The 13,062-nt window shown below is 38.1% G+C and carries 14 protein-coding genes; 4 read left to right on the top strand and 10 right to left on the bottom strand.

Features of this window, described 5'->3' with window-relative positions:
* Positions 1-14 precede the first annotated feature (14 nt).
* The 3 genes from ACIQZI_RS05580 to mce form a co-directional block, all read right to left on the bottom strand.
* The gene (locus ACIQZI_RS05580; RefSeq protein ID WP_403070338.1) at positions 15-1,136 is read right to left on the bottom strand and encodes a tripeptidase T; all 1,122 of its coding nucleotides are present in this window, start codon (positions 1,134-1,136) and stop codon (positions 15-17) included.
* 197 nt (positions 1,137-1,333) lie between these two features.
* Positions 1,334-2,884 carry an acyl-CoA carboxylase subunit beta gene (locus ACIQZI_RS05575; protein ID WP_403070334.1) on the bottom strand — a complete coding sequence of 517 codons (1,551 nt, stop codon included), beginning with the start codon at positions 2,882-2,884 and terminating at the stop codon, positions 1,334-1,336.
* Entirely contained in the window at positions 2,881-3,297 is a 417-nt protein-coding gene (mce, locus tag ACIQZI_RS05570) for a methylmalonyl-CoA epimerase (RefSeq protein WP_062178296.1), read from the bottom strand. The genes ACIQZI_RS05575 and mce overlap by 4 nt, the downstream gene beginning before the upstream one ends.
* A 188-nt stretch (positions 3,298-3,485) precedes the next feature.
* Here mce and prli42 point away from each other — a divergent pair, with 188 nt between their 5' ends.
* On the top strand, positions 3,486-3,584 hold the full coding sequence (prli42, locus tag ACIQZI_RS05565; RefSeq protein WP_157279407.1) for a stressosome-associated protein Prli42: 99 nt from the start codon (positions 3,486-3,488) through the stop codon (positions 3,582-3,584).
* Positions 3,585-3,730: 146 nt separating this feature from the next.
* Here prli42 and ACIQZI_RS05560 read toward each other — a convergent pair whose 3' ends face one another.
* From ACIQZI_RS05560 to ACIQZI_RS05540, 5 genes are all read right to left on the bottom strand, one after another.
* Positions 3,731-4,240: a L,D-transpeptidase gene (locus ACIQZI_RS05560; protein ID WP_403070330.1), complete on the bottom strand. Its 510-nt coding sequence runs from the start codon at positions 4,238-4,240 to the stop codon at positions 3,731-3,733.
* Positions 4,241-4,267: 27 nt separating this feature from the next.
* On the bottom strand, positions 4,268-5,260 hold the full coding sequence (locus ACIQZI_RS05555) for an aromatic acid exporter family protein (protein ID WP_403070327.1): 993 nt from the start codon (positions 5,258-5,260) through the stop codon (positions 4,268-4,270).
* A gap of 147 nt (positions 5,261-5,407) precedes the next feature.
* Positions 5,408-6,130: an amino acid ABC transporter ATP-binding protein gene (locus ACIQZI_RS05550; RefSeq protein ID WP_062178290.1), complete on the bottom strand. Its 723-nt coding sequence runs from the start codon at positions 6,128-6,130 to the stop codon at positions 5,408-5,410.
* Positions 6,123-6,782, bottom strand: a complete 660-nt coding sequence (locus ACIQZI_RS05545; RefSeq protein ID WP_049682068.1) for an amino acid ABC transporter permease — start codon at positions 6,780-6,782, stop codon at positions 6,123-6,125. The genes ACIQZI_RS05550 and ACIQZI_RS05545 overlap by 8 nt, the downstream gene beginning before the upstream one ends.
* Positions 6,783-6,870: 88 nt before the next feature.
* Complete coding sequence (locus ACIQZI_RS05540) at positions 6,871-7,695, bottom strand: transporter substrate-binding domain-containing protein (RefSeq protein ID WP_062178287.1); 825 nt, start codon at positions 7,693-7,695, stop codon at positions 6,871-6,873.
* Between the two features lie 565 nt (positions 7,696-8,260).
* Here ACIQZI_RS05540 and ACIQZI_RS05535 point away from each other — a divergent pair.
* The 3 genes from ACIQZI_RS05535 (at position 8,261) to ACIQZI_RS05525 (ending at position 11,551) form a co-directional block, all read left to right on the top strand.
* Positions 8,261-9,133 carry a TetR/AcrR family transcriptional regulator gene (locus ACIQZI_RS05535; RefSeq protein ID WP_403070321.1) on the top strand — a complete coding sequence of 291 codons (873 nt, stop codon included), beginning with the start codon at positions 8,261-8,263 and terminating at the stop codon, positions 9,131-9,133.
* An 82-nt stretch (positions 9,134-9,215) separates the two neighbouring features.
* Positions 9,216-10,433 (top strand): MFS transporter, encoded by a 1,218-nt coding sequence (locus tag ACIQZI_RS05530; protein ID WP_403070318.1) that lies wholly within the window; start codon positions 9,216-9,218, stop codon positions 10,431-10,433.
* Between the two features lie 212 nt (positions 10,434-10,645).
* Complete coding sequence (locus tag ACIQZI_RS05525; RefSeq protein WP_403070315.1) at positions 10,646-11,551, top strand: AEC family transporter; 906 nt, start codon at positions 10,646-10,648, stop codon at positions 11,549-11,551.
* A 195-nt stretch (positions 11,552-11,746) separates the two neighbouring features.
* Here the strand turns inward: ACIQZI_RS05525 and ACIQZI_RS05520 are convergent, their stop codons facing one another.
* Together ACIQZI_RS05520 and ACIQZI_RS05515 are read right to left on the bottom strand one after the other, a co-directional pair.
* On the bottom strand, positions 11,747-11,914 hold the full coding sequence (locus ACIQZI_RS05520; protein WP_156187555.1) for a hypothetical protein: 168 nt from the start codon (positions 11,912-11,914) through the stop codon (positions 11,747-11,749).
* Positions 11,915-12,225: 311 nt separating this feature from the next.
* Complete coding sequence (locus tag ACIQZI_RS05515; protein WP_062178274.1) at positions 12,226-13,038, bottom strand: MetQ/NlpA family ABC transporter substrate-binding protein; 813 nt, start codon at positions 13,036-13,038, stop codon at positions 12,226-12,228.
* Between the last annotated feature and the right edge of the window lie 24 nt (positions 13,039-13,062).

Here is a 13,062-nt window from a genome sequence, read left to right as displayed (position 1 = left end):
ATGTTTTCGTTCGATTATTTTCCTGCTACTTCTTCGATAATAGCTAGGACCATTTCCGTTAATTTTGTTAATTCTTCAACCGGAATTCTTTCATTGGTTGTATGGATATCTTCATAGCCGACAGCAAGGTTTACTGTTGGAATGCCGAAGCCAGCAATGACGTTTGCATCACTGCCACCACCGCTTTGAAGAAGCTTTGATGGGCGGTTGATTTTAGCTGCTGCTTTCTTGGCTACTTCAACAACATGATCGCCATCGCCATATTTAAAGCCAGGATACATAACCGTTACTTCAACTTCAGCTTTTCCACCCATTTCAGATGCAATAGATTCAAACGCTTGTTTCATTTTCTCAACCTGGGCTTCCATTTTTTCTGGGATTAAAGAGCGAGCCTCGGCCAAAATTTCCACAAAGTCACACACGATATTTGTTTGCTGTCCACCTCTGAAATAGCCGATATTCGCAGTTGTTTCTTCATCGATTCTTCCAAGCGGCATTTTCGCAATCGCTTTTGCTGCCATCGTAATAGCGGAAATTCCTTTTTCAGGGGCAACGCCAGCGTGAGCTGTTTTCCCGTACATTTTGGCAAAGATCTTTGCTTGAGTTGGAGCAGCTACAATAATATTCCCAACTTTTTCATCGCTATCTAGTGCATACCCGTATTTAGCTGTAACAAGTGAACGGTCTAAAGCTTTCGCACCGACTAGTCCAGATTCCTCGCCTACCGTGATGATAAATTCGATCGTACCATGCGGAATGTTTTCCTCTTTTAATACACGAAGAGTTTCAAGCATCGCCGCAAGACCTGCTTTATCATCTGCTCCAAGAATCGTTGTACCATCAGAGACGATATAGCCATCTTTAATGGACGGTTTAATTCCATTCCCAGGAACGACCGTATCCATATGTGAAGTGAAATAAATTGTATCCACTCCTTCTTTCGTTCCTTTCAACGTGCATATCAAGTTGCCAGCTCCATGACCGGTAACAGCGGTAGTATCATCCTCAAAAACATCCACACCTAGAGCCGTGAATTTTTCTTTTAAAACTTTGGCAATTTCCGTTTCAAACTTCGTTTCTGAATCGATTTGGACCAATTCAAGAAATTCCTTTACAATGCGTTCTTCATTCACCATTTCAACAAAACCTCCTATATGTATATACCTGATCAAATTCATTTCTCAATCGGAAAAATTCCAATGAGGGACCTTCACTTTATTACAGGTAACAGCAAAGTCCCCATTGATGAAGTATAACTACTTCAACATTCCTAGTATATCGCTAATGGTTCGGTACCCGCAAGATATCGTGTTTCATTTAGCGATATTCACCTTTATAAAGGGATATTCCCATGTTTTTTAAAGGGTCTAGATTCTTTTTTGTTACGCAGCATTTCTAGGGATTGAAGTAACTTAATCCGTGTTTCTCGCGGATCAATGACATCATCGACCATTCCTTGACTCGCTGCCACATATGGATTCGCGAATTTCTCGCGATATTCTGCAATTTTCTGTGCGCGTATCTGCTCTGGGGTATCACTGTTTTGAATTTCTTTTGCAAAAATAATATTCGCGGCTCCTTGAGGTCCCATGACAGCGATTTCAGCATTTGGCCAAGCAAATACAAGATCTGCACCAATTGATTTACTATTTAACGCTACATACGCCCCACCATATGCTTTACGAAGAATAACCGTCATCTTTGGAACAGTCGCTTCTGAATAGGCATAAAGGATTTTTGCACCATGGCGAATGATTCCTCCGTGTTCCTGCTTAACTCCTGGAAAAAATCCAGACACATCTTCAAAGGTAATCAGCGGAATATTGAACGAATCGCAAAAACGAATAAACCGGGCTGCTTTGTCTGAAGAATCTATATCAAGTCCGCCGGCCAAAACTTTAGGCTGATTGCAGACAAGTCCGACGACTTCGCCCTTCATTCTCGCTAATCCAATGACAATATTTTTCGCAAAATCTTTTTGAACTTCCATGAACGAATCTGTATCAACGATTTCTTCAATTACTTTACGGACATCATAGGGACGTAAACCATTAAATGGAATAATATCCGTAAGCTTTTCCCGGTAATCCTCTTTGTTGCAGACCTCCATGCTTGGTGGTTTTTCTTCATTATTTTGCGGCAAATACAACAGTAACTGACGCACCATTTCCAGTACTTCTTTTTCTGTTTTTCCTTGAAAATGGGCATTCCCGCTAATGCTGTTATGTACAGTTGCACCGCCAAGATCTTCAGAACTAATCTTTTCTCCAGTCACAGTTTCAATCACTTTCGGTCCGGTGATGAACATTTGGCTTGTTTCCTCTACCATAAATACAAAATCGGTAATAGCTGGTGAATAAACCGCTCCCCCGGCACACGGTCCCATCATAACCGAGATTTGCGGGATAACCCCCGAATAAATCGCATTTCGGTAAAAGATCTGTCCGTAGCCATCTAGTGAGACAACTCCTTCTTGAATTCGAGCTCCACCAGAGTCATTCAGTCCGACAAACGGTGCTCCATTTTTCGCAGCTAGATCCATTACATTCGCTATTTTTTTTGCATGCATTTCACCGAGTGCACCGCCGAACACTGTGAAATCTTGAGAAAATAAATATATCGGACGTCCATTCACTCTCCCATAACCCGTTACAACGCCATCCCCAGGTCCTTTGATTTTATCTAGGCCAAAATCGACACTGCGGTGCTCGATAAATGGATTAAGTTCAACGAAACTCCCTTTGTCGACCAGAAGATGAATTCGTTCTCTTGCGGTTAACTTGCCTTTTTCATGCTGTTTGATAATGCGCTCATCTCCACCGCCAAGCTCTACTTCCCGCCGCCGGTCATACAATTCATTGATCTTTTCATAGATGTCTGTCATTTTTTCTCCCCCTCGTAATTCTCACACAACTCGTAAAGAACCCCGCCGCCTGATTTTGGGTGAAGGAAAGCAACCTGAGCATTATGAGCACCAATCCTTGCCGTTTCATCAATCATGCGCAAACCGCCATTTTTGATCTCCTCAATTCGTGTTGCAATATTTTCCACACCAAAAGCTATATGATGAATGCCTTCGCCTCGCTTTTCAATAAATCGGGCTATAGGACTATCTTTAGATAACGCTTCCAATAATTCCAACTTTGTATTGCCTGCGTTTACAAATGCTACTTTGACCCCTTGATTCTCTATGATTTCAATCCCTTCCAGCTTCAAGTTAAATACCTCTGTATAAAGCGGTAATGCCTCAGCTAATGATGTTACAGCTATACCTATATGGTCAATCTTATTGATCATAAGCAGCCCCCTGTTTACTATTATTGAATAATGATACTATTCAACAAATTCCTGCAAATCCCTGCTTATATTTGTTAAGTTGGTTACCAACCAAATATCCTTGAGATTCTACTATGGACAAGGTAAACTATACATATATACGGATGCTGTAAAGAATTCTATGCTCTTTACAATGAGGAGAGATTAATATGAAAAACAAGAAAACGAGAAAAATTGTTGTTTATTTAATGATTATTTCCATGTTATTGACAAGTCTACTTTCTGGCGTTGCATTCTTCCTACAATAAAAAAGAGATCGTCCAAAAAGGGTCAGCCCCCACACTCTATATTCCGTTTATTAGTCGTTACACGTCTATAAACGGAATATAGTTGATGTGGGGTTGACCCTTTAGTTAAAAGACAGCCTCTTTATTGACGGATATTTACGCTTTTCTTATTTAATGGCTCCTTGCTCTTTAGCCAATGTTGTAAAGTCTTTTGGTGAACGGGTGACTAAAACTTTTGTACCGATTGGCACACGCTCATATAAATGTTCGATATCAGCTTTTCTCAAACGGACACATCCATTTGAAATATATTTCCCAACAGAAGCTTGATTGTTCGTACCATGAAGTCCATAAATTCTCCCATCTGTTCCCAATGCATCAAAGCCAATCCACCTCGTTCCTAGTGGATTTCTAGGATCACCGCCAGGAATATTCTTTTTTCGAAAATACGGATTAACAGCCTTCACTTTAACGGTAAATAATCCTTCTGGTGTAAGCTCCTTGCTTCTCCCTGTACCAGCTGGGTAAACATTCTGAACTTTATTATCATCAATAAATGCCACCTTGTTGGTTGCTTTATTCACGATGACAAAGGGTTCTCCAACAACAGCTGAAGCGGGCATTGGCACACATGACAACAAGATGCTTATAAAGATTAAGGAAAGTAACATCTTCATTTGATCAAACCTTCCATTCATTTTCCGTTAGTTTTCACCCCTCTTCAGCTTTTCATGCTGTTTTTTTGGTTCTGGTAGCCCTTTAAATGAATGCTTAAGCTGCAAATACTGCTCGATTTCCTTCATTAACTGTAATAACGCTGCTCTCGATTCAAACTCTTCTCGAGTCACAGGAAGCTCCATTTTTTTAAAAACCTTTTCCATCTCATCAAGCTTTTGTAAATAAATAATTGCGGTATTTTGCGGATGAACGTTGTTGCTTAGTTCAATGAGAAATTCCCCCAACATCTTGCTTTGCTTAACTTTTGACGGAATATTCGTAGCTAGTGGCAAGATGCGCTCTATAATTTCAAATTGCTTTTCCCTCATTTTAAAATAATGATAATAAACGTCATCTTCACGCAAAAAATGATTCTCTACATCGCGAAATGCCAATGTCTTTGCTTCAGCTAATAATTTTGTTGTCTCAGTAATTTCTTTTCCATCCCAGTCACTTTTGTTGGTATGCAAATAATTTACTAGCTCCATAAGAATTTTGCTGAAATTCTCCTCAACTTTTTGCTGGTAATCGATTAATTTATTTTCAAGACTTGGCATATACCAGTTCATTAATAAAGCTGAACCAATTCCAATTATAATGAGTCCTAATTCATTCAGCCAGAGATCAAGCGTAATATGTTCAGCCGTATATAGATGTAGGATAATAACACCGCTTGTTACGATGCCTTCATTTACTTTCAAAGCAACCGTTGTCGGTATTAAAAGTAATAAAATAATGCCAATGATAACTGGATTATAGCCAAATAGTTCAAACAGGATGGTGGAATAGACCATCGCAATTAAACAAGCTATAAATCGCGAATAAGCGGCCCCAAGAGATTTCTTTTTCGTTACTTTCGTACAAAGAATCGTGATAATTCCTGCAGATGGAAAACTATCCAACCCCGCTAATTGTGCTAGAAAAATAGCAAGCGTCGTGCCAGCTGCCGTTTTCAATGTCCGGTATCCAATTTTAAACATAACGATATCACCTAGTTTTCTTATGATAGTACCCATCTTACCAACAAATGCAGCCAATTTATAGTGAAAGTGCTGTTGACTACCATAATTCTAGTATTCACATTTTTCCGCAAAAAAAAAGACAACTATTCGTTGTCTTGTTTAGTCTTATAAAACCTTTTCCAAAAATTCTTGCGCACGCTGACTTTTCGGGCTCGAGAAGAACTCACTTGGCGGTGCATCTTCAACAAGGTTCCCACCATCAAGGAAAAGAATTCGATCAGCTACTTCACGTGCAAAGCCCATTTCATGTGTGACAATGACCATTGTCATTCCTGTATGAACAAGATCTTTCATAACAGCTAACACTTCTTTAACCATTTCTGGATCGAGTGCTGAAGTAGGCTCATCAAACAGCATAACATCAGGGTTCATTGCAAGTGCTCTAGCGATGGCAACACGCTGTTTTTGCCCCCCGGATAATTTATTCGGATACTGCTTTTCTTTATCTGCTAGACCCACTTTTTTTAGTAGTTCCCGTCCTTGTTTTTGTGCCTCTTGTTTGGAAAGACCTTTCACCTTCATCGGTGCATAGGTTAAGTTATCCAGAACTGTTTTATGTGGGAACAAATGAAAATGTTGAAACACCATCCCAACATTTTCTCGGACTTTCATGATGTTTGCTTTTTTATCGGTAATATCCGTTTCTTTTATCCAAATTTGCCCAGAAGTTGGCTGTTCGAGTAAATTCAAACAGCGAAGAAATGTCGATTTCCCTGACCCTGAAGGACCAATAACTGCGACTACTTCGCCTTCTTTAATACTTGTGTTGATTCCTTTAAGGACGTCCAGTTTTCCATAACTTTTGTGGAGGTTGTCTACTTTAATCACTGCGTTTCATTCTCCCTTCAACCAATTTACCAATCACAGTTAAAATCATGACCATCACATAATATATCAACCCAGCAAATAAAATCGGTTCGAAGAATTTATATGTTTCGCCACCAACAATATAAGAACGGCGCATGATATCTGCTAGTCCAATAGTTGTGACAATTGCCGATTCTTTTGTTAACGTAATAAATTCATTCATTAAAGCTGGTAAAATATTTTTAAACGCCTGAGGCAAGATTATACTTAACATCATACTCGAATAGGGAACTCCTAGGGCAAGTGCCGCTTCTCTTTGTCCCTTATCGACAGCATTAATTCCGCCACGAATTACTTCTGAAATATAAGCAGCAGAATTTAAACCAAATGACAAGAAAGCCGCTTCAAAAGCATCAATTTGCACGCCGAACAATTGCGGTGATCCAAAATAAATTAACATAAGCTGGAGCACAAGCGGTGTGCCGCGGAAAATAGAAGTATAAAAGTCCGCAATCCATTTCAATGGCTTCATGCGGCTGATTTTCATTAACGACAACACGATTCCTAACACAATCCCGATTACCGCTGCTACAGCAACGACTTTTAACGTCATTGGAATCCCCTCTAAAATATAAGGAAGGGAGGGCATAATTCTTTCAAAATCCAAGTTCAAACCATTCATCCTTTCATTGGTCAGTAAACAGGAAAGCGCGGAAAAACGTTCAAAAGAGAACACGCACCCTTTTGAACGTTTTCTTCACTTATTTAGCTGTTTCGCCACCAAACCATTTTAAAATAAGTTCTTCCATTTCACCGTTTTCCATCATTTTTTTCAATTCATTATTAAATTTTTCAGTTAGTTCACTATCTTTTTGGAATGCAATCGCTGAACCTGCTTCTTCTGTTTTTGTTTTTCCGTCAATCACATACCCCGCAAGATCTGAATTGTCAGCTAAATAGCCTTTTGCGACTGTATCTTCAATAATAGCTGCATCAAAACGGCCAGCTTTGATTTCTTGCACGATATCTGGAATTCGATTACGATTTTCAACCGTAAGATCTATGCCGTCTTTTTTAAGATCCTTGGCAATTCCTTCTTGGATGGACGCTAATTGAACACCTACTGTAGCACCATTAAGATCTTCAACACTTTTGATTTTCCCGTCTGCTTTCGTTACAATCATATGGTTCGATTTGTAATAAATATCACTGAAATCCACCGTTTTTTTACGATCTGCAGTAGGAGACATCCCCGAAAGAACAAAATCAATTGTCCCGTTTTCTAAAGAAGGCACGAGTCCATTAAAGTCGATATCCTTTACTTTAAATTCATAGCCAAGTTTTTCAGTAATTGCTCTAGCCACATCTATGTCAAAGCCGATGATATCATCACTCTTTGCCGTCTCAACATATTCAAATGGCGGATAATCCGCAGAAGTTCCCATCATTAATACTTTTTTTCCATCACCATTTGCTGATTCTTTATTGTTTGCTGAATCATCATTATTGGATGTCCCACATGCAGCTAAAATACCGATCATCATAATCATGGCAAACATAAGCATAAGTTGTTTACTACTCTTCATTCTATACTCCTCCATACCTAATGAATTAATTTTTCCCTATCAACATTTGATACATTCATTATAGGAAAATATAATTATAGCTTTTAATATTCATGCACTTTAATGTATTTTAACACATCTTTATAATTATGCAATAATATTTATAATAATAAATCCATGTTTACATTCTGATAAATGATTTTACCATTCTCCCCTTCATCATGGAAAAGAGTCGGGGCTTCGCAAAATCAGCTCCGCACCACCACCTTCATAAGCTGAAACAATTTGAGAACCTGAACCTTATTCATTGTTTTAGTCGAGATCAGATGCTTATGGATGTTTTTATTATTTCAATATATATTATCTCTCCTACATTCATATTCAATACAAAAAACTGAACAAATATCGCCCTGTACACTGAAATACTATTGCATGATTGGATGCTTTGTATTGCGAAAATTTTGGAATGTAAAAAACTTCGCTATACGAAAATTTTTACGTGAAAGTGTTCGAGACCTGTGGTAGAATTTATAAAGAGATGACCAGTTGGTCAATTCAAAAACCAGTTGGTTAATGGAGGTGCGGAATGAACGAAAAGAAACGAAAAATATTAATCGCTGCTATGAAACTTTTTTCGAAAACAAGCTTCCATCAAACGTCCATGCAGCAAATTGCTGATGTATGTGGAGTCTCCAAAGGAAGCTTATATACCCATTTCAAATCGAAAGAAGAACTCTTATCCGATATTTTTTCGTATTATTATCAAATGCTGAACCAACAAATGGCTGCAGCAGAAACGAACGATGATTCAGTCGAGGAGGCCTTTATCCGTGGAATTGCTATTCGCCTCCGTCATTATTGTGAATTTCACGAGTTTTTTCAAATGCAAATGAATGAGGTCAGAGGACTTGAGGACCCATCTCTCAATCAATTCGTGCATCAACAACATACCAAACTGCTTCAGAAAACAGAAAAAGGAATCGTGTCGGTTTTTGGGCAAGAAGCAGCAACATATGCGACAGATTTAACGGCTACGCTAAAAGGCATGTTAATTACCTACGTGCGCGGCATTATTGAAGAGGGAAAAGCGTGTGACCCTAATGAACTTGCTCGTTTTCTATTTCTACAGCTTAAAACAATCGCACACACATTCATTGAGGAAAAACCTAATCCGTTTTTTATGACTTCTCCTTTGCAAGCACACCCACATGAAACTACTCATCCTCTTTACATCGTGCGGAAAATGAAAGAAACGCTTGTCTCATTAAGTATGCATGCAGAAAATATTATGATCGAATCTGTGGAAATTCTGGAAAAGGAACTATTAGAAATAAAACCTCGTGTAGCCGTTTTATCAGGCATGATCCACAATTTAAAAGAAAGCAACGTTTTTGTGGAACTAGCGTCGGAATTGGAAGAAGCGATGAAACAAATGCCTGTCACCCCACTTATTAAATAAAGTGAAACTTTCATCAGTGGGGGTCTTACTGCCCATTAAGAGTGGGATAAAATTAGAGAGTATAAAGAAAGCAGGTTAATAAATGTCAAGAAAAAATATTCAACAGTTTCCCCTTCTCATATTAATGGCCAATATGTTTATCGTCATGACCGGGATTGGACTCGTTATTCCGATCATGCCGACGATTATTCATGATTTTGGAGCTGGAGGGAAAACCTTTGGCTTACTCATTGCTACATTCGCTTTGGCACAATTTATCTTTTCACCGATTGCCGGGGATTTGTCTGACCGGTTTGGTCGAAAGAAAATCATTGTGTTCGGTTTAATTCTTTTTTCATTATCACAGTTTATCTTTGCTTTTTCTCAACAACTCGTACTGCTCTTTATTTCACGGGCGATTGGCGGGATGGGTGCGGCCTTTTTAATTCCATCCATGATGGCCTTCGTAGCAGATATTACAACGGTAGAGAACCGAGCGAAAGGAATGGGGCGTCTCGGAGCTTCAATGTCATTAGGGTTTGTGGTCGGACCTGGTATCGGCGGCTTTTTAGCGGCTTTTGGCGTGAAAGCACCATTTTATATAGCAGGGTCTGTTGCTGCTATAGCCGTTATTTTATCGATCTTTTTCTTGAAAGAGCCCGCCCGTTCTGCCGTATCCGTAGAACCAACAAAGCGATCTTCTCTAATCAACCAATTGGCCGTTTCTGTAAAAAAACCATATTTCATCCTTCTACTCATGATGTTTACTCTTTCATTCGGTTTGTCGAATTATCAGTCAACCATCAGCTTATTTACAGATGTGAAGTTTGGGTTCAGTCCATTTGATATCTCCATGTTAATGGTCGTTGGCGGCTTAATCGGGGTCATCGTACAGGCGTTTGTACTCGATCGTGTGCTTAATCGATTTGGTGAAGTGCGCGTTATGAATTCGATGCTTGTCGTGACGGCGATTTCCTTAATCAGTCTTTTGTTTGCAACTGGTTTTGTCTCTGTATTAATTGTATCCACCTTTTTCTTTATCGCGACTTCCTTGGTTCGGCCTGCCATCAATACGACCATATCAAAAATGGCTGGAAGCGAACAAGGTTTTGCGGCTGGCATGAACAATGCATATATGAGTATCGGTAACATGGTCGGACCTGCACTTGCTGGCGCATTGTTTGATGTAAACATGGGACTACCGTATATATTTGGTGCAGCCATCATCTTCGTAACCTTGCTTATTTGCATCAAATGGGCAAAAGGTGAAAAAGCGAAACAACGGCTAAGAACAGTCGAAAATGCTAGCTCAACTAGATAAGAGTATCTCTTCATAAAAAAATCACCGAAGTCACTGCCAATGGCTAGAGATTTGGGTGTTTTTTTTATAGCCAAAAAGATTTTTCTCAATAATTCACAGATCAACCTTTATTTTATAAAAATGAATTCTGTCAATATCTGTAGGTATATGAACACAAAGATATGATAGTATGATATATTTTTCTTAACGACATTCAGAGGAGATCATACGGTATGAATCAACAATTTCTGTACATAATAGTCATCATATGCATTGGATATCTATTAAAACGTATTAATCTATTAAAAGAAAAAGACGGAGAAACTATTTCTAGAATTATTTTTAATATTACCCTACCAGCTCTAGTTATCGTTTCTCTTGATTCTGTTAAAATTGAGCCTTCATTAATCATGTTACCTGTACTAGCCTTCATGATTGGGTTTATTTCTATTTTTTTCGCTTTTTTTGTATTTAAAAATGAAGAGAGGGTGCTTAAAGGGACCCTTATGATGATGGCTACTGGATATAATGTAGGGTTATTTGCCTTTCCACTCGTTGAAGCGATTTGGGGTCCGATCGGTCTAATTTATTTCGGAATGTTTGATATAGGAAATTCCTTAATTGTCTTTGGACTTTCTTATATAGCGGGAAGCTATTATTCAGAGAAGGGACTAGTCCTTAAACCGCTTGGAATAGTAAAAAAGCTCAGCAAATCGGTTCCTTTAATGACGTACATCATTGCGGGCATTTTAAGTTTCAGCAATATCCATTTACCGGGTGGATTCATTGATATAGCCACGATTATATCTAAAGCTAACTTACCCTTATCTTTACTATTATTGGGGTTATATTTAAACTTTAATTTTGAAAAACAATATTTGAGACCGACCATTAAGTACGTCCTTTTCCGGTATGGTTTCGGGCTTATATTTGGCTTAGCTTTTTACTTTTTACTTCCTTTCGATCAAATGTTTAGATATACCATCCTAATTGGATTATTACTACCGGTTGGTCTCTCTGTTTTGCCATTTGCCCATGAATTTAAATATCCTACTTATCGCTTAATTGGCACATTATCAAATATTTGTATTGTAATTAGTATTATCATATTATATGTCTTCGCTAACTTTATTCTTTAAGTTGAAAACGATGAGGATATTTTTATCATTCTAATATTATTCGGGGTTAACAAGCTAGAATCCCAATAAAAGTTAATAGATACAGTCTAAATTTAAAGCGACAAATCTTAGAAAGCATTCCAAGATTTGTCGCCTTACTATTCGAAATAAATCAGCTACTGTGATCTACTATCAAATCATAGACTACATCTTAATTTAATAACTAATCCCTTTAAATAATAAGTTCACGTTTGATTTTTTATCGATTTTCTTCTTTCTTTGCAACTCCTTGGCCTTCATAAATGCATCCATCATTCCACTAGCTTCTATAATTATTTCTTCTGCTTCTATTTGATTATCCAAGATAAAAATATAATCTTTCATGATATAGCCTCCTTAGATGTCTAGTTTATTAATAAAGTTTTAATTACGCTCTAAAAGTTTATGTTATTTTCATAAAGAAAATGTATGCGTTTTCAACAATTAACAAAGATACTTTGTCTCTCCTTCTAAAAGGGGAACTTTTTCTTTTTTCTAATAGATTAAAGTAAAAAGTTATATCGATATCTTAATTATAATATAAGCGCTTACAAAAAGCTATGAACAATTTGTGAAATTTATTGCCAAATAGATTGCTCTCAACTAAAAAAGCTGTTGATGTATAGATCAACAGCTTTTCAAATGACTAATTAGTTTTATTCAAATGCAGGTAAAGCCGTTTCTGCGTAATCTTCCTCTAAAAATTTCTTAATTTCAGGTCCAGTCAATTTTTCAGCTAATGTCTGGATGGCTTCTGATTCCGCATTGTCAGAACGGGCGATTAATGAGATCGCAAACTCTGAGTCCACAGTTTCTGTCAATAACGCATCTTTACTTGGCGTTAAGCCAAGCGGAGCGGCATAGGACGGGTATAAGGTAACGAGATCAGCATCATCCATCATCCTAGCAAGCATGAGCAAGTCCACTTCTTCAAATTTGTAGTTTTTCTCATTTTCTACTATATCGGCTTGGGTCGCTTTAAGCCCTACGCCTTCTTTCAACTTAATAATTCCTTGATCGGCAAACATGATGAGTGAACGAGCAGTATTTATCGGATCATTCGGAATAGCGATTGTTGCACCTTCTGGCAGCTCTTCCATGCTTTTATAACGTTTTGAATAAGCCCCAAAAATAGCATGATAAATAGGCTTTACAAGAACTAAATCTGTGTCATTGCTTTCATTGTACTGTTCCATAAAGGGAACATGCTGGAAAAAGTTTACGTCGACTTCCTTGTTAGCAAGGGCATTATTCGGTTGCACATTATCACCAAGAACCACGATATCTAGATTAATTCCTTCTTCTTTCATCAAAGGTTTTACAATTTCCAACATATCCGTCATAGGCGGAATCAATGTAGCTACTTTTAAATTCACTACTTTCTTTTCTCCTGGAGCAGGTTCAGCCTTGTCGCTACAGCCGGCCAATACAAACATGGTTAGTACTAAAAGCGTGATGATTTTTTTCATAATTGATTACCTCTCAATCTGTTA

Origin of the sequence: Peribacillus sp. NPDC096379, from assembly GCF_044762875.1 — a bacterium.
Classification (GTDB): domain Bacteria; phylum Bacillota; class Bacilli; order Bacillales; family DSM-1321; genus Peribacillus.
Note: the sequence above shows the minus strand (reverse complement) of the source record. Positions and strands in the feature narration are given on the sequence as shown.

Excerpts from the sequence above, each read along its gene's own strand:
- ACIQZI_RS05575 (WP_403070334.1), bottom strand. The coding sequence starts at position 2,884 with ATGACAGACATCTATGAAAAGATCAATGAATTGTATGACCGGCGGCGG.
- ACIQZI_RS05530 (WP_403070318.1), top strand. The coding sequence starts at position 9,216 with ATGTCAAGAAAAAATATTCAACAGTTTCCCCTTCTCATATTAATGGCC.
- ACIQZI_RS05525 (WP_403070315.1), top strand. The coding sequence starts at position 10,646 with ATGAATCAACAATTTCTGTACATAATAGTCATCATATGCATTGGATAT.
- mce (WP_062178296.1), bottom strand. The coding sequence starts at position 3,297 with ATGATCAATAAGATTGACCATATAGGTATAGCTGTAACATCATTAGCT.
- ACIQZI_RS05540 (WP_062178287.1), bottom strand. The coding sequence starts at position 7,695 with ATGAAGAGTAGTAAACAACTTATGCTTATGTTTGCCATGATTATGATG.
- ACIQZI_RS05515 (WP_062178274.1), bottom strand. The coding sequence starts at position 13,038 with ATGAAAAAAATCATCACGCTTTTAGTACTAACCATGTTTGTATTGGCC.
- prli42 (WP_157279407.1), top strand. The coding sequence starts at position 3,486 with ATGAAAAACAAGAAAACGAGAAAAATTGTTGTTTATTTAATGATTATT.
- ACIQZI_RS05535 (WP_403070321.1), top strand. The coding sequence starts at position 8,261 with ATGAACGAAAAGAAACGAAAAATATTAATCGCTGCTATGAAACTTTTT.
- ACIQZI_RS05560 (WP_403070330.1), bottom strand. The coding sequence starts at position 4,240 with ATGAAGATGTTACTTTCCTTAATCTTTATAAGCATCTTGTTGTCATGT.
- ACIQZI_RS05520 (WP_156187555.1), bottom strand. The coding sequence starts at position 11,914 with ATGAAAGATTATATTTTTATCTTGGATAATCAAATAGAAGCAGAAGAA.
- ACIQZI_RS05580 (WP_403070338.1), bottom strand. The coding sequence starts at position 1,136 with ATGGTGAATGAAGAACGCATTGTAAAGGAATTTCTTGAATTGGTCCAA.
- ACIQZI_RS05555 (WP_403070327.1), bottom strand. The coding sequence starts at position 5,260 with ATGTTTAAAATTGGATACCGGACATTGAAAACGGCAGCTGGCACGACG.